Source organism: Sinorhizobium sp. NFACC03, assembly GCF_900103435.1.
GTDB lineage: Bacteria > Pseudomonadota > Alphaproteobacteria > Rhizobiales > Rhizobiaceae > Ensifer.
Map to the genome: position 1 here is coordinate 140,823 of NZ_FMXF01000007.1, position 26,800 is coordinate 167,622.

The 26,800-nt window shown below is 61.1% G+C and carries 17 protein-coding genes and 1 pseudogene; 13 read left to right on the top strand and 5 right to left on the bottom strand.

Annotated features, from left to right (window positions below):
• The first annotated feature begins 155 nt into the window (after nt 1-155).
• From BLU35_RS12655 to BLU35_RS12675, 5 genes are all read left to right on the top strand, one after another.
• The gene (locus BLU35_RS12655) at nt 156-1,901 is read left to right on the top strand and encodes a GAF domain-containing protein (RefSeq protein ID WP_176907230.1); all 1,746 of its coding nucleotides are present in this window, start codon (nt 156-158) and stop codon (nt 1,899-1,901) included.
• Between the two features lie 10 nt (nt 1,902-1,911).
• Nucleotides 1,912-4,059 (top strand): efflux RND transporter periplasmic adaptor subunit, encoded by a 2,148-nt coding sequence (locus BLU35_RS12660; protein ID WP_093233256.1) that lies wholly within the window; start codon nt 1,912-1,914, stop codon nt 4,057-4,059.
• Nucleotides 4,060-4,170: 111 nt separating this feature from the next.
• Entirely contained in the window at nt 4,171-4,992 is an 822-nt protein-coding gene (locus BLU35_RS12665; protein ID WP_093233257.1) for a SapC family protein, read from the top strand.
• A gap of 20 nt (nt 4,993-5,012) precedes the next feature.
• Nucleotides 5,013-6,989 (top strand): preprotein translocase subunit SecA, encoded by a 1,977-nt coding sequence (locus BLU35_RS12670; protein ID WP_286161512.1) that lies wholly within the window; start codon nt 5,013-5,015, stop codon nt 6,987-6,989.
• A gap of 34 nt (nt 6,990-7,023) precedes the next feature.
• A complete protein-coding gene (locus BLU35_RS12675) occupies nt 7,024-7,869 on the top strand; it encodes an efflux RND transporter periplasmic adaptor subunit (RefSeq protein WP_176907233.1) in 846 nt (281 codons plus the stop codon).
• Between the two features lie 204 nt (nt 7,870-8,073).
• Here BLU35_RS12675 and BLU35_RS12680 read toward each other — a convergent pair whose 3' ends face one another.
• The 4 genes and pseudogenes from BLU35_RS12680 to BLU35_RS12695 all read right to left on the bottom strand — a co-directional run.
• A complete protein-coding gene (locus BLU35_RS12680; protein ID WP_093233259.1) occupies nt 8,074-9,615 on the bottom strand; it encodes an HlyD family type I secretion periplasmic adaptor subunit in 1,542 nt (513 codons plus the stop codon).
• A 3-nt stretch (nt 9,616-9,618) separates the two neighbouring features.
• Nucleotides 9,619-11,385: a type I secretion system permease/ATPase gene (locus BLU35_RS12685; RefSeq protein ID WP_093233260.1), complete on the bottom strand. Its 1,767-nt coding sequence runs from the start codon at nt 11,383-11,385 to the stop codon at nt 9,619-9,621.
• A 74-nt stretch (nt 11,386-11,459) separates the two neighbouring features.
• Nucleotides 11,460-15,581: a DUF5801 repeats-in-toxin domain-containing protein gene (locus BLU35_RS12690; protein ID WP_093233261.1), complete on the bottom strand. Its 4,122-nt coding sequence runs from the start codon at nt 15,579-15,581 to the stop codon at nt 11,460-11,462.
• Between the two features lie 709 nt (nt 15,582-16,290).
• Nucleotides 16,291-16,980, bottom strand: a pseudogene (locus tag BLU35_RS12695) (substrate-binding domain-containing protein); the annotation flags it as partial.
• A 298-nt stretch (nt 16,981-17,278) separates the two neighbouring features.
• Here BLU35_RS12695 and cmoA point away from each other — a divergent pair.
• The 4 genes from cmoA to BLU35_RS12715 all read left to right on the top strand — a co-directional run bounded on the left by cmoA (nt 17,279) and on the right by BLU35_RS12715 (nt 20,914).
• On the top strand, nt 17,279-18,046 hold the full coding sequence (cmoA, locus tag BLU35_RS12700) for a carboxy-S-adenosyl-L-methionine synthase CmoA (protein ID WP_093233263.1): 768 nt from the start codon (nt 17,279-17,281) through the stop codon (nt 18,044-18,046).
• Between the two features lie 12 nt (nt 18,047-18,058).
• Nucleotides 18,059-18,793 carry a methyltransferase family protein gene (locus BLU35_RS12705; protein WP_093233264.1) on the top strand — a complete coding sequence of 245 codons (735 nt, stop codon included), beginning with the start codon at nt 18,059-18,061 and terminating at the stop codon, nt 18,791-18,793.
• A gap of 146 nt (nt 18,794-18,939) precedes the next feature.
• Nucleotides 18,940-19,593, top strand: coding sequence for a response regulator (locus BLU35_RS12710; RefSeq protein WP_093233301.1), 654 nt, complete (start codon nt 18,940-18,942; stop codon nt 19,591-19,593).
• Between the two features lie 4 nt (nt 19,594-19,597).
• Nucleotides 19,598-20,914, top strand: a complete 1,317-nt coding sequence (locus BLU35_RS12715) for an ATP-binding protein (RefSeq protein WP_093233265.1) — start codon at nt 19,598-19,600, stop codon at nt 20,912-20,914.
• Nucleotides 20,915-20,951: 37 nt separating this feature from the next.
• On the opposite strand, the gene BLU35_RS12720 is transcribed toward BLU35_RS12715, so the two are convergent.
• A complete protein-coding gene (locus BLU35_RS12720; RefSeq protein WP_093233266.1) occupies nt 20,952-22,277 on the bottom strand; it encodes an MFS transporter in 1,326 nt (441 codons plus the stop codon).
• 327 nt (nt 22,278-22,604) lie between these two features.
• Between BLU35_RS12720 and cyoA the strand changes: the two genes are divergently transcribed.
• The 4 genes from cyoA to cyoD all read left to right on the top strand — a co-directional run bounded on the left by cyoA (nt 22,605) and on the right by cyoD (nt 26,787).
• Nucleotides 22,605-23,684 carry a ubiquinol oxidase subunit II gene (cyoA, locus tag BLU35_RS12725; RefSeq protein WP_093233267.1) on the top strand — a complete coding sequence of 360 codons (1,080 nt, stop codon included), beginning with the start codon at nt 22,605-22,607 and terminating at the stop codon, nt 23,682-23,684.
• A gap of 76 nt (nt 23,685-23,760) precedes the next feature.
• Entirely contained in the window at nt 23,761-25,764 is a 2,004-nt protein-coding gene (gene cyoB, locus BLU35_RS12730) for a cytochrome o ubiquinol oxidase subunit I (protein ID WP_093233268.1), read from the top strand.
• A 4-nt stretch (nt 25,765-25,768) separates the two neighbouring features.
• A complete protein-coding gene (gene cyoC / locus BLU35_RS12735; RefSeq protein WP_093233269.1) occupies nt 25,769-26,389 on the top strand; it encodes a cytochrome o ubiquinol oxidase subunit III in 621 nt (206 codons plus the stop codon).
• Nucleotides 26,386-26,787, top strand: a complete 402-nt coding sequence (gene cyoD, locus BLU35_RS12740; protein WP_057249586.1) for a cytochrome o ubiquinol oxidase subunit IV — start codon at nt 26,386-26,388, stop codon at nt 26,785-26,787. Before cyoC ends, cyoD begins: the two co-directional genes overlap by 4 nt.
• The last annotated feature ends 13 nt before the right edge of the window (nt 26,788-26,800 follow it).

Below are 26,800 nucleotides of genomic sequence, written 5' to 3' on the forward strand. Positions count from 1 at the left end.
AAAATGTCTGGCCACCGCGTGCCGGCATGACTGATCACATTGCCAGGGAATATGCACCACCGCCCCCGGTCGAAGGCCCGGGGGCGGTGAAGTATGCTATTTTGGATCAAGCACTCTGGCAAAAATTCCGCAATGCGACCCAGCCAGACGAATTCATGGAGACGTGGCTGGCCATACTGTGCCGGCAGATCTCTGGCGTGGCCAGCGGCATGGTCATGCTCGGGGAACCGGACACCGGTCCCTACACGCCGATCGCCTTCTGGCCGGAAAGGGCCGCCGACGAGGGATTGACGGCCGCCGCAGAGAGGGCGCTGAGCCAACGCCAGGGCATCTCCACCGGAACGACCGGTAGCCGTATGGTGCAACTGATCGCTTCACCCTTGATCGTCAACGAGCGCTTGTATGGCGCCTGCGCTCTTTCGCTTTCCGTCGAGCCTGCTGCCATCAACGCGGTGATGCGCAAGGTGCAATGGGCCTCCGGCTGGGTCGAGGTCCTGCTCAGGCGCCAGCTCCAAGTCGAAAACGAAGAAGTCAGCGAACGCAACAGGCTGGCCTTCGACATGCTTGCCGCGGTGATCGAGGCAAAAGGTTTCACCGAAGCCGCCACCGCGCTCGTGACGGAACTCGCCATGCGGCTTGCCTGCGACCCCGTCAGCGTCGGTTTCGTCCGCGGACGGCGATGTCGTGTCGCGACGGTCTCGCATGCGGCAGGCTTCGGCAACAAGGTAAACATCATTCGCGACATCGGCGCGGCGATGGACGAGGCTGTCGATCAGCGCGCCATCGTTCTCTACCCGCCGCAGGAGCACTGGGAGTATCGTGTCCTCCGGGCGCACGAAGAGCTGGTCGAGACGCACAAGTGCGGAGGCGTGCTGACGATCCCCCTGCAATCTGGGCATCAGATCGTGGGCGCCCTGACGCTGCAGCGCCCACGCGGCAGTGCCTTCGACGAGACGACCGTCGACCTGTGCGATGCAGTGGCAGCGGTCATCGGACCGGTACTTGAGGAAAAACGCCGCAACGACAGGAACGTCTTGGTGAAGCTTTGGGAGGCCGCCGGCAACCAGTTGCGGCGCCTGCTGGGCCCAGGCTATTTCGGCCGCAAGCTCGCGACGCTGATTGCCGTCATCCTGGCCGCCTATTTCAGCGTGGCCACGACGGAATACTCCGTCACGTCTTCGGCCGTCGTTCGCGGTACAATCCAGCGAACCGTCGTGGCGCCATTCAACGGCTATGTATCCAGCCAGTCGGCAAGGGCCGGCGAAGTGGTCAAACAGGGGCAGATCCTGGCGCAGCTCGACGACCAGGATCTGACACTGGAACGGCTTCGGCTGACGACCACCCGACAGCAGAAGACAACCGAATATGACCGTGCGCTGATGCAGCACGAACGGGCCGAGGCGCTCATCGTCAAGTCGCAGATCGATCAGGCCGACGCCCAACTCGCTTTGATCGACGAACAGCTCAAGCGCACCCGGCTGCTCGCTCCCTTTGACGGCTATGTCGTCAACGGCGACCTCAGCCAGTCGATCGGCGCTGCGGTCGAGCGCGGGCAGGAGCTCTTTACGGTCGCACCGCTCAAGTCCTATCGCGTCATCCTCGAAGTCGATGAAAGCGACATTGACGATGTCGAGATCGGCCGCCAGGGAGTCCTGCGAGTTTCCGCGCTTCCGCAGGAGCCGCTCACCTATCGGATCGAGCAGATCACCGCGATTTCCACCCAGAAGGAGGGGCACAATTTCTTCAAGGTCGAAGCAGCTCTGGATCATCTGAGCGATCGGCTTCGGCCTGGCATGGAGGGCATTGCCAAGACCGCCGTCGACGAACGGCTCCTGATCCGCGTTTACACCGACAAGATGGTGCAATGGGCCTATCTCGCCGCGTGGCGCTGGATGCCGTGAGGGCGCGGACATGGAACGGTCCTACTTCAGCTCATCCTGGTACCGCGTCGCGCAACTGAAGCTGAAGCTGCGCGGCCATGTACGCATCCATCGCACGGTCTTTCGTGATCAGCTCTGGTACGTGCTGCAGGACCGGACATCCGGGCGTTTCCACCGCTTCACGCCCGAGACCTATCTCATCATCAGCCTGATGGATGGCCACCGGACGATGCAGGCGATCTGGGACATCGCCTGCGACAAGCTCACCGACAAGGTCGTGACCCAGGATGAAGTCATCCAGCTTCTCGGGCAGTTGCACGCGGCGGACGTCCTGTTCGGCAATGTCCCGCCCGACATCAATGAAATCGCCGAGCGAGGCAAGAAGGCGCGCAATCGCAAGCTCTTGATGAGTTTCGGCAATCCCCTCGCCATTCGCTTCGGCCTTCTCGATCCGAACGAGTTTCTGAACGCCACCGCCATTGTCGGCCGGGTGCTGTTCTCATGGTTCGGCGCGCTCGTCTTCATCTGTCTTGTCGCCTATGCAGCCGTTCTTGCCGGCATGAATTGGAACGCGCTGACCGCCAATGTGACCGACCGCGTTCTGTCAACGTCGAACCTCTTCCTGATGCTGATCGCCTATCCGCTCATCAAGACCCTGCATGAGCTAGGGCACGCCTACGCAGTCAAGCGATGGGGCGGCGACGTCCACGAGGTCGGTGCGATGATGCTGGTCTTCATGCCGGTCCCATATGTCGATGCATCCGACAGCCTGGCTTTTGCCAGCAAGTGGCAACGCGCCCTCGTCGGTGCCGCCGGCATTTTCGTGGAAATGACGCTTGCCGCGGTCGCCCTCATCGTGTGGGTCAATGCGGAGGAGGGGCTCGTGCGGGCCTTCGCCTTCAACGTCATGCTGATCGGCGGCGTGTCAACCGTGCTCTTCAACGGCAACCCGCTTCTGCGCTTCGACGGTTACTACGTCCTGAGCGATCTTCTGGAGATACCCAACCTCGCGAGCCGGGCCAATAAATATCTCGCCTATCTCGTTCAGCGCTACGCCTTCAAGATCGGCTCGGTCAACTCGCCGGCGACGGCGCCTGGGGAGGAGTTCTGGTTCGTTCTCTACGGCGTCTCGGCGTTCTTCTACCGTCTTGTGGTCACTGGTGCGATCATCGCGCTCGTCAGTCAGAAGTTTTTCATCGTCGGTACCTTGCTCGCCATCTGGGCGCTCATTCTGATGTTTGCAGTGCCGCTGGCAAAGGCTTTCTGGTTCCTGCTGACGAGCCCGCTCCTGCGGCGAAGCCGGGGCCGCGCATTCGCGGTGGTCGGCTCTGTCCTCGCCGCAGTCGCGCTGGTAGTCTTCGTGCTGCCCATTCCGCACGCGACTGTCGTGCAGGGGATCGTATGGTTGCCAGGCGATGCGATCGTCCATGTTCAGACCGATGGTACGGTCGATGAAATCGCCGCCGCACCCGCCGCCAAGGTCAAGGCTGGCGATCCACTGATCCGGCAGGAGGATCCGCTGCTGGCGGCGCGCGTCGATCTGCTGCAACTGCGTGTCTCCGAGCTCCAACGGCGTCTTACCAAGCAGGATCTGTCGGATCTTGCCCATGCGAGCATGGTCAAAGAGGAACTGCGGCTTGCGCGTGCCGATCTCGACTTGGCACGGCAAAGGCAGGAGAATTTGCTCGTCCGAGCACCATCAAGCGGCACGCTGATCCTGCCCGACGATCGCGACCTGCCCGGCAAGTTCGTGCAACGTGGCAAGGTGATCGCCTACGTTGCGCACTTCGACAAGCCAACCATTCGGGTCATCGTCCCGGAGGAGGACGCCGACCTTGTCCGTTCGCAAACACGGGACGTAAGTCTGCGCTTCGTCGAGGATTTTTCGAAGATCTACAGGGCGGTTGTTGTCCGCGAGGTTCCGGCGCTAACCGACACATTGCCCAATGCGGCGCTCAGCACCGCCGGCGGCGGCGCCATTGCGCTCGACCCCCGCGACACGTCACAGCGGCGGGTGCTTGCCAATCTTTTGCATCTCGACCTGATGCTGACCGAGAGCCCGACCGTACCTCGAATAGGTGGACGTGTCTTTGTGAGGTTCTCTCACGGGTCTTCCCCCGTCGCCAGTAGAATTTATCGTTCAACGCGGCAGATATTCCTGCGTTTATTTAAAGTTTGACTGGACATGAAGTCTAATAAAGTGTTCGATCAAATTAGCCTGAGTAAAAATCTGGCGATTGTCTTTTAGAATACCTGAGTGGCACTTACAAGATACTAGAGGGAAACCACCATGACAGCGCAACTTCTTTTCTATCAAGACGTGCATCCTGTCTCGGCCGATCGCCATAAGGATGTGTCAATTAAAAGCGGAACTTCATACAAGTTCGCAAAAGAAGTGAACTCGGTTCCGGTGACGGCTATCGAATTTGCTCAGGCCGCCGCCGAATATCCGATCGTCTTTGCCGGCACGGACGACACGGTGACACCTGCGGTGGTTCTCGGCGCCCAGCAGACGCAAAACCTCTTCGTCGGCGACGACGGTGCCTGGCTCGGCAAATATGTGCCGGCGTTCGTGCGCCGCTATCCGTTCGTGTTCTCAACGGACCGCAGCGGCAAGACGTTCATCCTTCACATCGACGAAAGTTTCGACGGCTTCAATCGCGAAGGCCGCGGCGAGCGCCTGTTCGACAGCGAGGGACAGCAAACCCAATACCTGAAGAGCGTGCTCGGCTTCCTGCAGGACTATCAGGCAAGACACCAGCGTACCCGCCAGTATTGTGAGCGGTTGAAATCACTGGGGCTGCTGCAGCCGATGCAGGCCCAGTTCAACCTCAACAGCGGCGAACGCCGATCGCTTTCCGGATTCATGACGGTCAACCGCGAAAAGCTGAAAGCGTTGGCAAGCGAAGACCTGCAGGCCATGTTCACCAATGACGAGCTGGAATGCACGTACCTGCATCTTCACTCGCTCAGGCATTTCGCGAGCATGTTGGAGCGCATGCCCGAAGCCGTGGATGCTGCCGGTAAGGGCGACGCTCCGCCCGCCATACCGAAGCAGCCGAAGAGCCACCGGAATGGCCATGATGCGCCCGTCGAGGAAGCGAGCGCCTAAGGCGGATTGGGCAAGCGACCATGAACATTCTCGTCCCGAGCTGGTCGCCGCCTCCACTGGTCGTCTATCCCGAACGCCAAGACCGACCCGAGCACTGGCTTGACGGCATCGAGAAGATGGTAACCAGCGTTCCGCAGATGGTTGCCGGTCGTTTGCACCGGCGCCATCTGAGGGAACTTGTCCAGAAGATCAATGCGGCGGGAGCAGCCCTGGGCGACGAAACCGGGCAGGGGCTCGCTGCGCGCATCAGCGAAGTCCGTGCGGCCCTGCGGTGCCATGGCCTCACCGATGCCAATATTTGTCTCGGCTTTGCGATCGTGCGCGAAGTGTCTCAGCGTACCATCGGATTGCGCCACCTCGACGTGCAGATACTTGCCGGCCTTGCCATGCTGAAGGGGCGCGTGGCGGAGATGGACACGGGCGAGGGCAAGACCTTGACCGCCGGCCTGCCGGCGTCGATCGCGGCGCTTGCCGGGCTTCCAGTCCACGTCATCACCGTCAATGATTACTTGGCGGCGCGCGATCGCGATATACTTCGCCCAATCTACGATTTTCTTGGGCTGACGACTGGTCTCGTCAACAGTACTGTGCCAAGACCGGATCGGCCGGCCGCCTACGCGTGCGATATCGTCTATGCCAGCAACAAGGAAATCGCCTTCGACTATCTGCGCGACCGCATCACTTTCGGCGGCCAGCCACGGCCCGTTCACGCGAAGGTGAACCGCATGCTGGACGAGCGGCGGGGCAAAGAGCCACCTTTTGTCATGCGTGGACTGCATTTCGCCATCGTCGACGAAGCCGACAGCGTACTGGTGGACGAGGCGAGAACGCCGCTCATCATTTCCCAGGAAACGGACGCGGACGGCGAGCGGCAATGGGTGGAACAGACCTTCGCGCTGATCGACGGCTTCAAGGAGCCGATCCATTATTTGCTGCTGCTCGACGAGCGCAGGCTGGAATTGACTGAAGCCGGAAAGGCCAAGCTTGCAGAACGTGCCGAGGCGATCGGCGGCATCTGGCGCAATCGCATACGGCGTGAGGAGGCTGCCAGCCAGGCGCTTGTCGCGCTGCAGCTCTTCAGGAAGGGCGAGCACTATCTTATCAGCGACGGCAAGGTGCAGATCATCGACGAGTATACCGGCCGTGTGATGCCCGATCGCTCCTGGAGCGACGGCCTGCACCAACTGGTCGAAGGAAAGGAAGGCTGCGTGATCACCAGCCGCAAGCTGACAATGGCGAGGATGACCTATCAGCGGTTTTTCCGCCGCTACCTCCACCTGGCGGGAATGACGGGAACCGCACGCGAAATTACCGAAGAACTCCGGCATGTCTACGGGTTACAGGTGATGCGCATTCCCCCGAACGCGCCCTCGCGGCGCACGAAACTGCCGACGACGATTTGCCCCACGCTTGACGACAAATGGCTTACGATCGTGCGACGGGTCCAGGAACTGCAAGCCGCCGGCCGCCCGGTCCTGATTGCGACGCGCTCGGTCTCTGCCTCCGAGGCAGTGAGTGTCGTACTGCAGGGGCAAGGGATCGAGCACCGGGTGCTCAATGCGGAACAGAGTTCGGAGGAGGCCGACATCATTGCGCAGGCCGGCGGCGTCGGTCGGGTGACGGTCGCCACGAACATGGCGGGACGCGGCGTCGACATCGCCGTGGTCGCGCAGGCTCTCGCGCTGGGTGGCCTTCACGTTTTGCTTAGCGAACGACATGACGCGGGGCGCATCGACAGGCAGATGGAGGGACGAACCGCCCGCAAGGGAGACCCGGGAAGCACGGAAGCGATCCTGTCTCTGGAAGACCCGCTGCTTGATCTCATTCCCTGGCAGCCGCTGCGTCTGCTCGGTCGATGCGGAAAGCGTGCCCGGTTATTGCTTTTCGATCTGGCCCAGCAGCGGGCGGAACGAACGCATGCCAAGGACCGAAAGAACCTTCTGGCCCAGGATCGACGCCTGGGCACATTGCTGGCCTTTTCAGGCTTGCCGGAGTGACCCGATGACAAGTGACGCAATGTCAGAAGACGGAATGGTAAAACCCCTGGCGGACAGGCGCGCGAAGGCGCGGCAGATGCTCGCCGTTCTCTTTCCGCTTTGCTCCATCGCGCCGGCTTCGGCACAAGCTTTCGATTGCGTCATCGACCCTTCTGTCGTCGTACGCATCGGCAGTCCGGTTCCCGGCCTTTTGAAACAGGTTCTGATCGCTCGCGGTGATCAGGTGAACGAAAACCAGATTATCGCCAGGCTCCATTCCGATGCGGAGCAGGCGACCGTGGAGCTGATGTCCGAGCAGGCCGCGAGTACCTCCGAGATCGAGGCGCAGAAGGCGCGGCTCGATCTTGCTCGCAACCGCATGAAACGGGCGGAGGCGCTGCTTGCGCGCAATGTCACCTCGACCGACAAGCTCGAAGAGGCCGTTGCCGAAATGGAGGTCATCCAGAAGGAGCTTGCGACCGCCGAAACCCGCAAGCGCAGCGCTGAGCTGGAACTGCAAAGGGCGCAGACGGTGCTTGAGCAAAGGACGATCCGCAGTCCGATCAGCGGCGTCGTGCTCGAGCGTTCACTCTTCAACGGAGAATACCTGGATCAGGACGGCAAGCTGGCGACAATTGCCAAGCTTGACCCGCTCTTTGTCGAGGCCTTCATCCCGGTCAGCGAGTTCGGCAAGTTACATGTGGGAATGGATGCGCAGGTCGTCCCGAATGCTCCGATCCAGGGCCGCTTTACCGGTAAGATCAAGGTGGTTGATCAGGTCTTCGATGCAGCGAGCGGTACATTCGGCTTGCGAATAGAGCTTCCCAACCCCAACAACCACATACCGGCCGGGCATCGCTGCACGGTGAGCTTCGAAGGCGACGCCGCAAATCTCGAATGACGGCGAACATTCGATCGATTCTTTTGCTCTGCTCGTGCATCGACAGTATTGTGGCCGGGTTGGGGAAACGCCTAAGAATGTTGATATTCTACTTTATTTACAATCTCTTGCAGAAAATTCTTTAGATTTCGAATTACCTCCCATGAGCATCTCGGGTGAATTTCCGCATTCACGGTGTTTTCATCAAGGACCAACAGCCCAGTTTCAGTTCTCGCGAAGACTTCGCCGGCTGCTGTCGAGTATCGGGGCAAGAAGGTATGCGAAAAGGCTCTGTTCACCGTCCATAAGCATGACCTCGGCCGGCATGCCGGGAATAAGGTGCACGTCCTTGAGCTTTGCGAGGTCTGCCGGAGCGACCGCCACTTTCGCCAGGAAATAGGTCACGCCCGTTCGCTCATCCGCTATCGCATCCGCTGAGATCGAGCGCAGCTTGCCATGAATGAGCGGCAGGCTCCGCTGCCGATAAGCCGTGAGGATGACGCGGGCGGACATGCCGGGTCTGACGCGCTCGATGTCGGTCGGTCGAACCCGGGCGTCTATCACCATTCCACTGTCATTCGGAACGAGGTCGAGCAGCCGCTGTCCTGGCTCTATGACGCCGCTCTCCGTCGTGACGTGGAGGTTCATCACCGTGCCGGCAAGCGGAGCGCGAATAACAGTGCGCCTGAGTATGTCCTCGCGCGACGGCAGCTGGCTCTTGAGCTCCGCCAGGATCCGGCGCATCTCGGCGAGCTCCGCTCCGATCTTTTCCTGGCGCTCTTCGGTTATGGTAAGCAGCTGTAGCTTGGTTTCTCCAACAGCTTGTGCATTCTCGGCGATCTTGGCGCGGTTGGCTGCCTTCGCGGCCACGATATCGGCACGATGACGCTTGAGAGCCAGTAGTCGCGGTTTGCGCTCCAGGTTCTGTTCGAGAAGTTTCTGCGAGGCCGATATTTCTTCGTTAACCAATGTGATCTGCTCGGCTTCAGCGGCGATCACCTCCCGCAGGCCAGCGTTCTGCTCCTCGAGTTGGCGAATGCGCGCCTCCAAGATCTGGATGCGTCCCTGATGCGCTGCACGCCGGCTGACGAACAATTGCCGCTGCCCCTCGATCAATCGCTGCAGGCCTGTGGAACTGTTGCTGATGAGAAGGTCGGGGAAGCTGATTTCGGCGGCGTTGGTTCGCTCGGCCTCAAGTCGGGCCTCGGTCGCAAGAACGTGCACAAGTCGCTCCCGGACTTCCGCCTCGAGGGACCTCGCCTTCGTGCCATCGAGCGTAATCAGCGGATCTCCAGCCCTGACCACGTCACCCTCGCGGACGTGGATCGAGCGAATGATCCCGCCTTCGAGATGCTGAATGGTCTTGCGGTAGCCGTCGGGGCTGACGACGCCCGGGGCGAGGGCCGAGCTCGCCAGAGGGGCGAGCACCGACCATCCACCCAACACCAGAAGGAACAGCGTTATCGTCAGGAGCGCCAGACGTCGCGGCATCCTGGTGGCAGCCGCGAGCGCGTCTGACGACTTTGCGGCGCTGCGGCGCATGCCAAAGCGCAGCATCCACGCGAGGGCGAAAACAGTGATTGCTGCAATAGCTAAAACGATGAGGCCAATGGCTGTTTCGCTCAATGCGATGCCAGCAAGCGACAACTGGTCACGGATTGCGGCGATCATCGCGGCATAACCGGCAAGAATCTGGTCACTGGCGTGGGAGAGTTGCATTTGGACGTTGCTAACAACAACGCTGAATAGATCCAGCTTATCAGACATGCTTCATTCCCCCGCAGAAAGACGGTTCTCACCGCCAAGGACCTGCGATGGCTCCTCGGGACGAAGAGCCTGCAAGGGCCTCGCTGCCGTCGATCCGGCCGGCTGTACCTGCCGCACCATCTGCTCGCGTGGGCCGAAGCCTGCAACAATGCCGTTGTGAAGTGCCAGGACCTTATCCGCGCACTTCAGCACCGAAGCCCGGTGGGTGACGATCAGGACGGTCGTTCGGCCCTGTTTGAGTGTCGTCAACACTTCGATCAGAGCTCGGTCTCCGGCCTCGTCCATGTTCGCATTCGGCTCATCCAGGACGACGAAGGCCGGATCGCCATACAAGGCACGCGCAAGGCCGAGACGCTGCCGTTGGCCCAATGAGATCCGCTGCGAGTGCAGCGTGATCTCGGTTTCGTAGCCGTCCGGCAATGAGAGGATCAGTTCATGCACGCCGGCGATCTGCGCCGCCCGGATCAGCGCGCTGCTGTCCACTTCACCGAACCGTGCGATGTTCTGCGCCACGGTGCCCGGCAGGAGTTCGACCTGCTGCGGCAAATAGCCGATATGCGGACCGAGATCCTCCGGATCCCAGTCGAAAACGTCCGCCGCGTCGAGCCGGACGTGCCCCTTTATCGGCTTCCAGGCGCCGACAGCGAGGCGGCAGAGGGTGGATTTGCCAGCGCCGGATGGTCCGACCACGGCACAGTTCTCGCCTGGCTGAATCGCGAAGCTGACGGCATTGAGGATCGGCTCCTGACTACCAGGAGGGAGATAGACCACGTTCTCGAAAGCGAGCCAGCCCTTGGGGCGAGGGAGGGATACGCGGTCGCCCGGATCGCCTGACCTGCCGGCGAAGAGTTCCTTCAGGTTTGCATGCGCGCCCCTCGCTGCGACGAAGGCACGCCAGGCGCCGGTCGCCCGTTCGATCGGGGCGAGCGCCCGGCCCATGACGATTGAGCCTGCAATCATGGCGCCTGCGGTTATCTCGCCGAGAAGGACGAAATAGGCGCCGACAGCCAGGATGGCAATTTGCAGGATCAGTCGGAGGCTCCGCGAAATCGAAAGGATCGTGGTCGTCCGATCAGCCAAGACCTGCTGCTCGGCCACCACTTCGGCCTGACGGCGGCGCCAGCGGTCGAAGACTGCCTGTGCCATTCCGAGAGGCGCGATCGTCTCGCCGGCATCGACATAGCGCATGGCGTTTTCCTGGTGACTTTTGGTGACGGCTGCGACGCGCTTCTGCCGGTCCCGCGTCAACGCGTCGTTTGCCAAGGCGAGCCCCATCAGGACGACCGCCCCGGCCGTGGCGACGACGCCCAGTGCCGGGTGCAGAGCCCAGATGAAAGCGAGGAAGATTACGCTCCAGGGCATGTCGAGAAAGGCGAGGACAGCATCGCCCGCATAGAAGTTCCGCAGATCTGCCACGTCGCGGGTGCCGGCGCGACCCTCTTTTCCGGCGAGCCGCACTTCCATGGCGCGCCTCAGCATCGGCACGTTGAGTTCGCAGTCGAGCCAGGCGGCGGCGCGGCTGAGGACCACGCGCCTTGCCTGCTCGAGCGCACCGTAGATCACGATGGCAAAGATCGCGATCAGCGTCAGCCACAGGAGCGTGTCCAGAGATCCGCTTGACAGCACCCGGTCATAGACCTGCAGCATGTAAATGCTGGCGACGAGGAGCAGAAGATTGAGAAGGAAGCTCAGCACAACCAGTAGGGGTACCTCCCGGCGTACAGCGGCCATGACCTCCGCGAGACGGGTGGTGCTTGTATGAGGTAGCATTCAATGACCTTCCGTGACTGAATACTCTGCTGGGAAGGGTGCGAGCCCGCCCTCCGGGCGGGCTCGCCACCGTGTCAGACGACCGTCTCGGCAAGATCGATCGTGAACGAGTCCGAACTGCTGTCGCCATCACCGTCGAACAACGTCGCGGTGAAGTCCATGCTCAGCGGTTCCGGTTCGAATGCCTGCTCGACGGAGAACGCGATCACTGGGACCTTGATGGTTCCCTTCCCCATGGTAAGTTGGACCGCGTCGATTTGCTTGGCCCCCCCATCGATCTCGAAGGAAAAGCCGCCCGACGCCACGCCTGAGGTGACCGGGGTCAGCATGCCGGCCGTGACCTTCACCGGCGCCTGGACGGACCCGTCGGTAAAATAGACGGTGAAATACAGATCCTCGGTGGCCGGATTATAGCTGCCGACGGAGTTGTCGATGAACACCGTCACCTTGTCCACCACCTTCTCCGGGTTGACGACGAAGCTCTCGTCGCCCGAGGTGATCGTGGTGCCTGCAAACGCTCCAGTCCCGGCGCCCTGATCCGCGCCGTTGAGATTGTTGTTGTTGACGCCGATGCCCGAGGTCGACACGTTCATCTGCGTCCCTGGGGTGATCAGGCCTGGGAGCGGGAGCAGCGCCTCGATCTGCCCCTCCGTCAGGTCGGTGGCTCCAACAACAACGAGATCCTCGATGTCGTTAGTGGCGGGGGGTGGGGTCCCGTTTTCGAACGGCGCGGTTGCGACCACGCCGAAGAACACGATGTCGTCCGCTCCCGCCTCGCTGCCGCCGAACAACAGAGTCTGCACTGCGTCGGGACCGCCGGCCTTCAGCGACCCCTGCGAGGTGTCGAAGGTGATAATGGTCGTAGGCGGAGTCGTCACCGCGAGGTCGTAGGTGTTGGCCGCCCGATTGAAGGTCAGCGTGAACTCCACGGTCTCGTCGATCCCGTCGCCGTTGAAGTCGTCCGTGATGGATCCGTCGAAGGCCAGGCCCGTCTGCGTGAGAGCGCTGCCGGGTTGGGCACCGTTGGCGTCGATCTCGTAGCCGTCAAAGGTCACGCTCAGCGACGCGAACCCGTCGCTGCCGGGATCGTCGTCGGACCAGGTCCCTTGGGCACCCGCGGCGTATGTCCCGCTGGTGTTATTGACCGTGACGACCGGCCCGTCGTCCTCGAAGTCGATCAGGCTGCCGAGCTCGATCTTGTCCGAGCCGGTATCGGTATCGCCATCGGTCAGCGTTGCCTGCAGTTCGACCAGACCGGAGGCCATGTTTACCGCGCTGTCATGGTCGTTCAAGTCCGCGCCGTGGTCGAGCGCCCGGAAGAGCGTCGTCGTGACGTCGCCGGTGGCGCTGGCGACCGCGATCGTGAACACTAGATGGTTGCCGGTTGCAGTGCGGCCCTGTACGACCCCGCCGACGAGCGAGAGCACCACGGCCGAGCCTGTGGCGGTGTCGGTAAGACCCGTCGCGCCGGCAGTGAGCACCAGCGAATAGGCCTTGCCGTCCTGGCCGTCAGAGCCCGCATCGACGGTTTCGGAGAACAGCGTCGCCGCGGTCGTGACCGCGTAACCGATCGCGCCCGCCGGCGCCCCAGCGGTGGTCTCGTCGTTGGGCGCTGCATTGCCGGGCTCGTCCTTCGCCGAGCCGCCAGTGCCGACCGACTCGTCAACCGCGATGGTCGGCACGAGCGAGGTCAGGTCGATCGCCGGCCCGTCGTCTTCGAAGTCGATCAGGCTGCCGAGCTCGATCTTGTCCGAGCCGGTATCGGTATCGCCATCGGTCAGCATTGCCTGCAGTTCGACCAGACCGGAAGCCATGCTCACGGCGCTGTCATGGTTGTTCGCGTCCGCGCCGTGGTCGAGCGCCCGGAAGAGCGTCGTCGTAACGTTGCCGGTTGCGCTGGCGACCTCAATGGTGAACACCAGGTCGCCGCCGGTTGCGGTGCGGCCCTGTACGACCCCGCTAACGAGCGAGAGCACCACGGCCTGGCCGCTGGCGGTGTCGGTAAGACCCGTCGGGCCGGCAGTGAGCACCAGCGAATAGACCTTGCTGTCTTGGCCGTCGGAGCCCGCATCGGCGGTTTCGGAGAACAGCGTTGCCGCGGCCGTGACCTTGTAGCCGATCGCGCCCGCCGGCGCCCCGGCGGTGGTCTCGTCGTTGGGCGCTGCATTGCCGGGCTCGTCCTTCGCCGAGCCGCCAGTGCCGACCGACTCGTCAACCGCGATCGTCGGCGCCAGCGAGGTCAGGTCGATCGCCGGCCCGTCGTCCTCGAAGTCGATCAGGCTGCCGAGCTCGATCTTGTCCGAGGCGGTGTCACCATCGCCGTCGGTCAGCGTTGCCTGCAATTCGACCAAACCGGAAGCCATGCTCACGGCGCTGTCATGATTGTTCGCGTCCGCGCCGTGGTCGAGCGCCCGGAAGAGCGTCGTCGTGACGTTGCCGGTTGCGCTGGCGACCTCAATGGTGAACACCAGGTCGTCGCCGGTTGCAGTGCGGCCCTGTACGACCCCGCTAACGAGCGAGAGCACCACGGCCTGGCCGCTGGCGGTGTCGGTAAGACCCGTCGGGCCGGCAGTGAGCACGAGCGAATAGACCTTGTCGTCCTGGCCATCCTCGCCCGCATCAACGGTCTCGGAGAACAGCGCCGCCGCGGCCGTGACCTTGTAGCCGATCGCGCCCGCCGGCGCCCCGGCGGTGGTCTCGTCATTGGGCGCTGCATTGCCAGGCTCGTCCTTCGCCGAGCCGCCAGTGCCGACCGACTCGTCGACGGCAATCGTCGGCGCCAGCGAGGTCAGGTCGATCGCCGGCCCGTCATCCTCGAACCTGACCTTCGAGCCGATTTCCTCAACGTCGCTCGCAACTTGAGTAATTTTGAAGCCGCCAAGATCGAAGGACACGTTGCTGCCTGACGGCTGGTCATTCCGGATAAGCACGCGGTTGTGGGCGCTATCCGTGGTGTACAGGATGACATCGTTGTCCCTCACGCCGGTGATTGTGGCGCCGAGGCCCGAGAGCGTGATGGTCAAGGTGTTGGTGACGTCGATCCCTCCGCGGATAACTTGCACCGACGCGATATTGATCTGGGTGTCGCCGGTCACGAGCGGGTCATTGTTGTTGATATAGTTGGTCCCCGTTCCGTCTGCCGTGAGATAGGCCTCGAGCTCCACGGTTGCGGTCGTGTTAGAACTGCCCGGATTCATCTGCGAGATCGTGAGTCCGGCACCCAGAACGTCTTGGGCATAGCCGCTAAATGCAATGTTAGCCTCGACGTTTGCCTCGGTTGGGCTGAGAGGTTGCCCCGGGTTATTGCCGGGGTTGGGCCCGGCGATATAATCCGCGTTGGCCCCCGTCACAAAGGTGACCACCAACGCCTTTTGGGCCTTGATATGTTGACCTTCGGTGCCGAGTGTGGTGGGACCGCCCCCCTGGCTTGAACTGACGGTGTCGCCGTCATTTGACACGTGCTGGCCGGCCGACTGGTTGGCCGGATCCTCGCCGGTGATAAGGATCGCCAGCGATGTGTCTCCGAACATCATGAAGAGGTTCTGGCCCGAAGGCGCGTTTGCGAAGGAGAAGTTGTTCTCGCCGATGGCGGAGACGAACAGCTTGTCCGTCAGGTCGAGGAAGTCGTCATGATCAGCAACCGTGCTGCCGTCCACGTCGTGTGCGATTGTGTAGCCGTCCGCGATCACGGTCCACATCTTTGCGCCGGTGGTGATGCCGGATGTCTTGACCTCCTCAAGATAGATCGCGAACGCGATGGGATCGTCGCCGCTGTCCCCAGCCACGCCGTAGACGATGTTGTTGTTGGTCGGATCGGTGAAAAGAAAGATTTCCGTGATCGTCCCGTCGTCAGCAACCGCGGACAAACCGCTGTTGAAGGTGGACGTCGCGCCTGACACGTAAGCCGTGAAGGCGACTCCATTCTCGCCGGTGAGCGCGAAGTCGCTGGACGCGGTGGCGCCGGTGACGGTGATGATGTTACTGCTGGTGGTGCCGTTATAACCGCTCAGCGCCGCCTCATCCACTGCCAGGGTGTAGAAGCTTAGCCGGCCCGAAAATGCCGTCGGTAGGCTGCCGCTCGAAATATCATTATCGTCGGCGTCGCCCGCAGGTGTCGGTGTGGCAGCCTCGTTCTGCAAACCGTCGGTTTCATCGAGAACGACAAATGCGCCAGTCGGTGTGATCGTGATTGCCATTGTTTTTCTCCCTCACGGAACCGGCCTAATCGGTCGGTGGCGTTTCAGCCCTCCTGCTGGATTGCCGGAGTGGCCTTGGCGCGCCTGCTGTCGTGTTTGTCGAGGGGAACTTCTTACGGCAGGCCGCCGGCTAGAATCGCGCACGCAGATGGCTCCCGGTCGCAGAACGATCTGCAGACCAGAGAACAAGTCACTGCGGCGATTGAAACAATCTGCTAGTGACCATCTCGTGATGAACATCGCTGAATTACCTTCACGCGTGTCCGCGTAAGGCACCCTCTCTCAGATTAGGTCGTCAGCCATCTCTCTCGGTAATCAGCGATCTGTCTCGGTTAGGAGAACACCCAGCCCCCCACAACACTTGCGGTACGCTGGGGAAGATAGCGGCGGCATCTTTACGAAGCTACAATTCGGGGTTTTATTCAAGCTACCCTTCCGTGCTACGTACAAAGAACTAACTGTTTAGCATTATGATTATGGTTTGATGATTCACCAACTTAGCGCGACAAATTTACACTTAGGTGGAGGTCGATCCTCGCGGCTCTTGACGAGCTCGAAGATGCGCGGCTCATGCCCGGCATGCCGGTAGAGGTCATGATCCTCAACCGCCAGCAAACGTTCCTGCAATACATGATCAACCCGTTAACGCGGTCGCTGACGAAGAGCATCCGCGATCACTGAGCCGAAATGAGCGATGCTGCCTTCCTCGCTAGACGCCCCACACCACGGGTTGCTCGTGCCGGTGGATCAGAAGTTGCAGCCGCTCGAAGCTTTGGCGGATGTGCTGTGAGAAATTCTCGATGGCCGGTGTTTGCGCCGCGGTCGTGCGCCGGAGAAGCCCGAGCGCCCATTCCGGGTGCGGGACTGAAACGGGCAGCGCCGTGATCGATTTATCGTTGCGCAGCGCGAAGACGACGCTGTGCGGCAGCACCGTCAGCGCATCGATACCCTTCAGATAGTTGACGAGGCTCATCAGCGAGCCGCCTGTGTAGCGTATCTTAATCTCGGTCGCCCCGAAGGAGAGCAGCAGGCTATGAAGGTCCGCGAGCAGCGGGCTTCCCGGCGGCGGCGCCACCCAGGGATATTCGAGAAGTTGCGACGGCTGCGGCCGCCTCTTCATCAGGAGCGGATGGGTGACCCGGCAGGCGCCGACGTTGCGGCCGGGTAGCACCTTCTGGAACGCAAGCCCTGATCCCTCCTCAAGAATATCGAGCGGGCAGATAGCAAGATCGATCTGATCACCCTTCAGGGCGGCGCGCAGGTCGGCCATGTAGCCGTAGCTCTGGTCGATCCTGACGTCGGGGTTTTGTGCCTGGAACTCTGCGATCATCGGCGCGATCAAGGCGTCCATGAAAAATGGCGTGCCGCCAACCCGGACGAGACCGCTTTTTGTGGCCCTGCTTGCCGGGAAACACTGCTTGCCGATTTGCTGATGCTTCTGCCGCGCAGGACCAGCGCTCCGCACCGCCGGCGGTTGCGGCCGACAGGTGACACCGAGCCGCTCAACGCGCTTACCTCGCGAATCCATCGAAACAAAGAGTGACGCGGATCTTGCTTGAGCGCAGGCGTTTTTGCAGAACACCTTTCAGGTTCATGTCAGGTTTGGATGGCCTTCTGCCGGCGGATCGACCATTTCAGAAACACGGGCGAGGTGCCTGGATGTTCGAAGTGCGTCGGAAGGACAAAGGACTGTGCGAATGGTTGGCAAGGCACCGCACCTTCACGTGCACGAGAACAACAACCGGAGAGACGAGGTTTTTGCCGCAGCGGACACGGCGGTTGGCGATTTTGCGTTCAATGCGACGGTAGCGGCCGTCTTCGACGACATGGTCAGCCGATCGGTTCCCTACTATGGCGAGATTCAGCGGATGGTCTGTGAACTCGCCGGAGATTTCGCCGAGGCCGATACCAACCTCTATGACATCGGTTGTTCGACGGCCACGACGCTCCTCGGCCTCGATGCCCTGGTCGATCCGGCGGTGCGCTTCGTCGGCATCGACAACGCTCCCGACATGATCGAGAAGGCGCGGGAGAAGATCGTCCAGGCCAACACCAGTCGGGCGATCGACCTGAGGGTCAGCGACCTGCATTACGGGGCGGACATTCACAATGCGAGCGTCGTCATGATGCTCCTGACGCTGCAATTCGTGCGCCCGCTCTATCGCGAGCGGGTAATGCACACGATCTACAACGGGCTGAATGAACGCGGTGCGCTTATTCTCGTCGAAAAGCTCACCAGCGAGAACTCGACGTTCAACCGCCTGTTCATCGAGCACTATTACGATTTCAAGCGCCGCAACGGTTACTCCGACATCGAGATCACCAAGAAGCGCGAAGCGCTCGAGAACGTGCTCATTCCCTATCGATTGGATGAAAATCTCCAACTCCTGAAGGAAGTGGGCTTCCGCAGCGTCGAGGTCTTTTTCCGCTGGTACAATTTCTGCGGCATCATCGCCATCAAGTAAGAAAGATCGGCAATGATCGCTATCGGCAATTTTCTCTTCCGTTTCCGGAACCAACTGTTTCCGGCCATCATCATTGTTCTGTTTCTGCTGGCGCCGCCGCCGGCCCTGGTGCTGGATAGCCCAGCGCTAACGCTTGCCAAGGACCTCGCTGCCGTACTGATCATACTGGCCGGCCTCATCCTGCGTGCGACCGTGGTCGGGTACAAATACATTCAGCGCGGCGGCCTGAAGAAAAAGGTCTACGCCAAGGATCTCGTTACGGAAGGCATGTTCGGCGTCTGTCGCAACCCGCTCTACGTTGGAAACATGCTGCTTTATTCAGGCGTCTTCCTACTGCACGGCAATCCGCTTCTCGTTGTCTTCGGCATCGGGCTCTTTGCCTTCATGTACCAGTGCATCGTTTATGCCGAAGAAGCCTTCCTCGACAAAACGTTCGGCGAAGCCTACCAGGCCTATTGCCGCGACGTGCCGCGATGGGCATTGCGAATGAGGAACTTTGCGCAGTCTACCGAAGGAATGTCGTTCAACGTCAAGCGCGTTATCGGCAAGGACTACTCGACCGTCTCGGCCGCGATGATCGCAATCCTCGCGAGCGAGATGTACAAGTTCGCGAGCAATGCGCCCGTTGAACACAATACCGGTGCACTCACGGCGCTTGGCGTTCTGATGGCGCTTGTTGCCATCGGCACGGCGATCATCAGCTATTTGAAGCGACGGGGCGCGTTTCGCGAACGGGCCGCATCCTAGCGATCCGCCAGAGCCCATTGCTCCACGATCGCGACCACCCCTACCTCGGCGGCGCCGCTGCCGCAAAGTGATGCGCAATGCTTCAGGGGCTTGACGCCCATCCCCCATCGAACATAGGCAAGGACGAACAAGTGTTCGGTGATATCTTGAGAGTCCTACTAGTCGAAGACGATCAGGTTCTGGGGGAGGCGCTGCGCGACCATGTCGCGGCGGCCGGCCACGCCGTCGATTGGTTTACGCGCACTGCCGATGCCACGGCAGCGACGGAGACGGTTCTCTATGGTCTGATACTGCTCGACCTTCGATTGCCTGACGGTTCGGGGCTATCGCTCCTGCGCTCGCTGCGGATGCGGGGCGACGGCACGCCCGTTATCATCCTGACGGCACACGACCAGATCTCCGATCGCATCGAAGGATTGAACAGCGGGGCCGACGACTATTTGGTCAAGCCGTTCGACCTCGGTGAGTTGAGTGCCCGCATGCTGGCCGTTTCCAGGCGGTATGTCGGCAAGGCGGCGCCAACGGTCCGGCTTCCCGGCATCGAGATCGATCAGGTCCATCGCAAGGTGCTGGTCGAAGGTGAAAGCCAGAGCCTCAGTGCAAGGGAATGGGCCGTGCTCGACAAACTCGTCGCCCACCCCGGCGCGCTGGTGTCGAAAGAGCAACTCCACGACGCGCTCTATGCCTTTGGCGCTGAAATCGAAAGCAATACGGTCGAGGTCTATATCAGCCGCCTGCGCAAGAAGATCGGCTCCGACCGGATCGAGACTGTGCGGGGCCTCGGCTACAGCATCAGGTGACCGGATGTCGCGCGTTGCAAGCATGACCCGCAGGCTGACCATCGCGCTGACGAGCGTCGTCGCCATCTTCTGGTTCGTCGCGCTCGGCCTTGGCGTTTATGTCATGCAGGACGAATTCACCGAGATTTTCGACAGTGGTGTTCAGGAGACGGCCGAACGGCTGCTGCAAATCGTAGTCGACGACATCGCCCGCGACCGTGCCGACGGCACACCCGCCGCAGGCCTGATCGCGCCAGCGCCGAATTCACAATATCTAGCCTATCAAGTCCGCGATCGCAGCGGCAGGGTGTTGTTTGACGACGGCGCGCCGGAGCCCTTCGCCGTTCCGCTTGAGGTCGGTTTCTCGGAAACGGCAACGCAGCGGATCTACACCGCCGGAACAGCCGACGGCTCCCTCTTCGTCCAGGTGGCTGACGCCTTCGAGCATCGCACCGAAGCCCTCTTCGAAGGCGGCACGGCGCTTCTCTTGCCGGTGCTGGCCCTGATTCCGACCAGCATCATCGCCATCATCCTTGTCGCGCGACGCGCGCTTGCGCCGGTCGAACGGTTGCGCGAAGAAATCCTTACCAAGGACAGCGGCAACATGGCCCCGCTCGACGAAGCGGCGCTGCCGAAAGAACTGCGGGCAATTGCCCGTTCGGTGAACCTTCTGCTGACGAGACTCAAGGCCGCGCTCGACGCAGAGCGGGAGTTCACCTCGAACAGCGCCCATGAACTGAGGACCCCGATCGCCGGTGCACTCGCGCAGACACAGCGGCTTGCGAGCGAAGTGCCTCCGGCTTTTCGGCAACGAACCAGCCAGATCGAACGCGCGTTGCTTCACCTCGGTCGACTGGCGGAAAAGCTGTTGCAGATGTCGCGGGCCGAAGCCGGGATCGCCATCTCGGATGAAGGCACGGACCTGTTGCCGGTGCTGGCTGTTGTCCTCGAGGACATGGAGCGGTCGGCGCTCGGCGCAAGCCGCCTCAAGGTTCATGTCGTCGAAGGCGCCGAACTCATGCGTCCGATTCCCCCCGATGCCTTTGCGATCGTCCTGCGCAATCTCCTGGAGAATGCGCTTATCCATAGTCCTTCCGGCAGCCCGGTCAGGATCGACGTCGATGCGCAAGGCGTGCGCGTCACCAACGACAGTGTCGTCATCGACGCGGATACCTTGAATGGCCTGACCAAGCGTTTCAATCGCGGGCCGACGGAAGCTTCCGGCTCCGGCCTCGGCCTTGCGATCGTGCAGCGACTGGTGGAACAAATGCACGGACGACTGCTGATCGCTTCGCCGGCCCCGGGGATGGACCGGGGCTTTCATGTCGAAGTTCGTCTCTGACGATTGTCAAGCTGGGCGTCGCCGCCCCGAGATGCCCTTACTGCTGATCGAGCGCGCGGGTCAGGCTGAGCGCGGCGATCGTGCAGATCGCACCTGAAATCAGATATCCGCCGATGAAGATGATGCCGAAGCTGCTGGCAAGGCCGAGCGCGACGAGCGGCGCAAAGGCCGCGCCAACGAGCCAGGCGAGGTCGGATGTCAGCGCCGCACCGGTGTAGCGATAGTACTGCGTGAAACGCGACGAAACGGCTCCGGACGACTGGCCGAAAGAAAGGCCGAGGATGGCGAAGCCGATCAGGATATACGCGTCCTGGCCCTTGCCGCCGGCATCGAGCAGGAACGGCGCGGAGAAGCTGAAAATCGCGATCAGGATTGCGCCGATCATCAGCTGGTTTCGCCGGCCGACCCGGTCGGCGATCACCCCCGACAGCACGATGCCGATGGCGCCGAGAGCGGCACCTGCAACCTGGACCCACAGGAATTCGGCTGCCGACTGACCGCCATTGAGCGTTATCCAGCTCAAGGGGAAGATTGTCACGAGGTGGAACATCGCGAAGCTCGCAAGCGGCACGAAGGCGCCGAGCACGACATCGATGCTGTGCTTGCTCAGCATCTCAAAGATCGGCCTGGCCTCAAGCTCCTTGGCCTCCATCGCCGCGCCGAACTCTTTGCTGGCAACGATGCGCAGACGCGCAAAGAGCGCCACAACGTTGATCGCGAAGGCGACAAAGAAAGGATAGCGCCAACCCCAGGCGAGGAAGTCCGCCTCGGAAAGGTTGCTGACGAAATAGCCGAAAAGAATGCTCGCCAGCGCAAAGCCGATCGGCGCGCCGAGCTGCGGGATCATCGCGTACCAGCCGCGGTGATTCTGCGGCGCGTTGAGGTTCAACAGTGAGGCGAGACCGTCCCAGGCGCCGCCAAGGGCAAAACCCTGTCCAAGGCGGAACAACGCCAAGAGGGCCACAGCCCAGTAGCCGATCGTATCGTAGCCGGGCAGGAAGGCGATCGATGCCGTTGAGCCGCCGAGGATGACGAGCGCGATGGTGAGTTTCGTGCCGCGTCCGTAGTTCCGGTCGACCCACATGAAGACGAAGGAACCGACGGGGCGCGCGAGGAAGGCGAGGGGGAACAGCGCGAAGGACATCAGCGTCGCGGTCACCGCATTGGACGCGAACGGAAAGATCAACTTCGGGAAGACAAGGATCGAGCCGAGCCCGTAGACGAAGAAATCGAAGAATTCGGAGGTTCGCCCGATGACCACCCCAATGGCGATGCTACCCGGCGACAGAGGCTTGTCGTCTTCATGAATGCGACGTGCATCCCGCTCGAGACCAGACGATGTGGGGTGAGAGACCGAAACCATGAATTTCTCCGACGAACGAACGTCTTGTCGTTAGAGTGTTGACCAATTGGCGTCTGATATCAAGAATGCCGCGCACGTACATGCGCACATGTCTCATTTGAGTTCGTGCCTAACGTTCGCTGGAACAGCTGGCATCGGACCGACAATGAGACTTTGCGCCCGTACAAACGCGCATAGAGCGATAAGGCTGTCACTGCACTGCGGCAAAATGCTGCGCTGCGACGATGGACCTCACTTCCATGCGCGATCATGCCCGAGTAATGCCGACTAGACAAAACGCAAGTTGAGGCCGCAATGCCGAAGCCATTCAGTTTAGCCGGACGATCGATGATATCCGTCCTGTTGCTCTCGACACTCACGGGATGCAACATGGTTGTGATGTCGCCATCCGGCGATATTGCCGCACAGCAGAGGGATCTGATCGTCATTTCGACGGTCCTGATGCTGCTGATCATCGTACCCGTCATTTTCCTGACGCTTTTCTTCGCCTGGCGCTATCGCCAGTCGAACACGGCCGCCAAATATGATCCGGAATGGCACCATTCCACCGGTCTCGAAGTCATCATCTGGTCGGCGCCGCTGGCGATCATCATCGCGCTCGGTGCGATCACCTGGGTGAGCACACACAAGCTCGATCCCTACCGGCCGCTCGACCGCATCGATGCGGCACGCCCGGTGACGGAAGAGATGAAGCCGATCACGGTCGAGGTCGTAGCTCTCGACTGGAAATGGCTGTTCTTCTATCCGGACTATGGCATCGCGACAGTCAACGAAATGGCAGCACCCGTGGACGTGCCGATCAACTTCAAGATCACAGCCTCCTCGGTGATGAACTCCTTTTATGTTCCGGCGCTCGCCGGCATGATCTATGCCATGCCCGGCATGGAGACCAAGTTGCACGCCGTCATCAACAAGGCGGGCGAATACGAAGGGCTCTCATCCAACTATAGCGGTGACGGCTTCTCGCATATGCGCTTCAAGTTCCACGGTGTGGACAAGGCGGGCTTTGACCAATGGGTCGCCCGGGCGAAGCAGAATGGCACGATGCTCAACCGCGACGCCTACCTGAAGCTCGAAAAGCCGAGCATCAAGGAGCCGGTGCGCTACTACGCCTCCGTTGACGACGGCCTCTATGAGGCAGTGCTCAACATGTGCGTGCGGGAAGGGCAAATGTGCATGAAGGACATGATGCACATCGACATGATGGGCGGCGCCGGCGTCGAAAGCCATGAGAACCGCGCCAAGCTCGAGCATGACAACCGTCATGCCGGCTCCGCGGCGGAAGCCTCCGCGCCTGCCGCGACCTTCCCTGAAACCGGCAATCCCGCCAGAAGCGAGGAACCGGCCGAGGGCGTCAAGGAAGAGCAGCCTGCACCAATGAACCACGATATGCACAAGACGCAGTAGGATTTTCGCGCGTTCGCCAGCCATCCGGCGAGCGCCCAGGCCCTCGGGCCGTATACAGAGATAAATTGGACGACCCATGTTTGGTGACACCAGCCTCACGCAATTCATCTTCGGGCGGCTTACCTGGGAAGCAATTCCCTATCATGAACCCATCCTCGTCGTGACCTTCGCGGTCGTGGCGGTGGTGGGCCTTGCGATCCTCGGCCTGATCACGAAATACAAGCTCTGGGGCTATCTCTGGCACGAGTGGTTCACGAGCGTCGATCACAAGAAGATCGGCATCATGTATATTATCCTGGCGATCATCATGCTTTTGCGCGGCTTTGCCGATGCGCTGATGATGCGCCTGCAGCAGGCGATCGCCTTCAACGGCAATGAGGGCTACCTCAACCCGCATCACTACGACCAGATCTTCACCGCCCACGGCGTGATCATGATCTTCTTCGTGGCGATGCCCTTCGTCACCGGCTTCATGAACTATGTCGTGCCGCTGCAGATCGGCGCACGCGACGTCTCGTTCCCGTTCCTCAACAATTTCTCGTTCTGGATGACCGCCGGCGGCGCCGTCATCATCATGATGTCGCTGTTCGTCGGCGAGTTCGCGCGCACCGGCTGGCTTGCCTATCCGCCACTCTCGGGCGCCGACTACAGTCCCGGCGTCGGGGTCGACTATTACATCTGGGGGCTACAGGTGGCGGGCGTCGGCACGACGTTATCGGGCATCAACCTGATTGCGACCATCGTGAAGATGCGCGCCCCGGGCATGACCTTCATGAAGATGCCGGTCTTCACCTGGACCTCGCTCTGCACCAACATCCTGATCGTCGCGACCTTCCCGATCCTGACGGCGACGCTGGCCCTCCTGTCGCTCGACCGCTACCTCGGCATGAACTTCTTCACCAATGACCTTGGTGGCAATCCGATGATGTACATCAACCTCATCTGGATCTGGGGCCACCCGGAGGTCTACATCCTCGTCCTGCCGGCCTTCGGGATCTTCTCCGAGGTTGTTGCGACCTTCAGCGGCAAGCGTCTCTTCGGCTACACCTCGATGGTCTACGCCACCTGCGTGATCATGATCCTGTCGTACCTGGTGTGGCTGCACCACTTCTTCACGATGGGGTCTGGCGCGTCGGTCAACGCCTTCTTCGGCATCACCACGATGATCATCTCGATCCCGACGGGTGCCAAGATGTTCAATTGGCTCTTCACCATGTATCGCGGCCGCATCCGCTACGAACTGCCGATGCTGTGGACCATCGGTTTCATGGTCACTTTCGTCATCGGCGGCATGACCGGCGTCATGCTGGCGATCCCGCCAGCCGACTTCGTGCTGCACAACTCGCTGTTCCTCATCGCCCACTTCCACAACGTCATCATCGGCGGCGTGCTGTTTGGGCTGATGGCCGGGCTCGTCTACTGGTGGCCGAAGGCCTTCGGCTACAAGCTCGATCCGTTCTGGGGCAAGATGAGCTTCTGGTTCTGGCAGATCGGCTTCTTCTTCGCCTTCATGCCGCTCTATGTGCTTGGCCTGATGGGGGTGACCCGCCGTGTCAGCCAGTTCGAAGATCCGTCGCTGCAGATCTGGTTCATCATCGCTGCTTTCGGCGCCGTCCTGATCGCGATCGGCATCGCTTCCTTCATCATGCAGCTGATCGTCAGCTTTCTCCGCCGCGAGCAACTGCGCGAGACGTCCGGTGACGCCTGGGATGCCAGAACGCTTGAATGGTCGACCTCGTCGCCGCCGCCGGACTACAACTTCGCCTTCACCCCGGTCGTGCATGATCACGACAGCTGGTACGATATGAAGAACCGCGGCTATGAGCGTCCGCTCACCGGTTTCAAACCGATCCATATGCCGAAGAACACCGGAACGGGCGTCATTCTCGCCTGCATCAGCGTCGTGCTTGGTTTGGCGCTGATCTGGTACATCTGGTGGCTGGTGGCCGTGTCCTTCATTGCCCTGCTCGCCGTCGCAATCGGCCATACCTTCAACTATCAGCGAGATTTCTTCATCCCCGCAGAGACTGTAGCGGCGACTGAAGATGCACGCTCCAAGCTGCTCGCGGAACGGACCTGAGACGATGAGCGAAACCCAAGTCCAAGAAAACGAGAAGCCGCAGTTCTACATCACGGAAGAACATCACCCGGAACACAGCACCATGCTGGGCTTCTGGCTCTACCTGATGAGCGACTGCCTGATCTTCGCCGTACTGTTTGCCACGCACGGCGTCGTCGGCCGCAACTACGCGGCGGGACCGTCACCGGCCGACCTGTTCGACCTTAGCCTCGTTGCCTTCAACACAGCGATGCTGCTTCTGTCGTCGATCACCTATGGCTTTGCCATGCTCCAGATGGAGCGCAACGCCAAGATGGAAACGCTCTTCTGGCTCGCCGTCACCGGCGTGTTCGGCGCAACCTTCCTGGCTGTGGAGCTCTATGAGTTCTATCACCTGCTTCATGAGGGCGCCGGCCCGACACGTTCGGCCTTCCTGTCGTCGTTCTTCACGCTGGTCGGCACGCACGGCCTGCACGTCACCTTCGGCATCATCTGGCTGATCACGCTGATGGTGCAGGTCAGCAAACATGGGCTGATCCCGGAAAACCGTCGCCGTTTGATGTGCCTGTCGATGTTCTGGCACTTCCTCGACGTCATCTGGATCGGCGTATTCTCCTTCGTCTATCTCCTGGGAGCTCTCGGATGAGCGCACATTCCGACCACGAAAGCGCGTTCGAACCTCACCACGCGCACAGCCATCACGGCGATGCCGCCGGTCACGGTTCGTTCAAGAGCTACATGACGGGCTTCATCCTGTCGGTGATCCTGACGGCTATCCCGTTCTGGCTGGTCATGGGCGGCGTGCTGGACAGCAAGCTTTTGACCGCCGTCATCGTCATGGGCATCGGCGTCGTCCAGATCGTCGTGCACGTCATCTACTTCCTGCACATGAACGCCCGTTCCGAAGGGGGCTGGACGCTGATGGCGCTGATCTTCACGATCGTCATCGTCGGCATCGCGCTCGCAGGTTCGCTCTGGGTCATGCATCATCTCAACACCAACATGATGCCGATGACCCACGAGATGATGAAGAACATGCCCTGAGCGCGGGACGGGG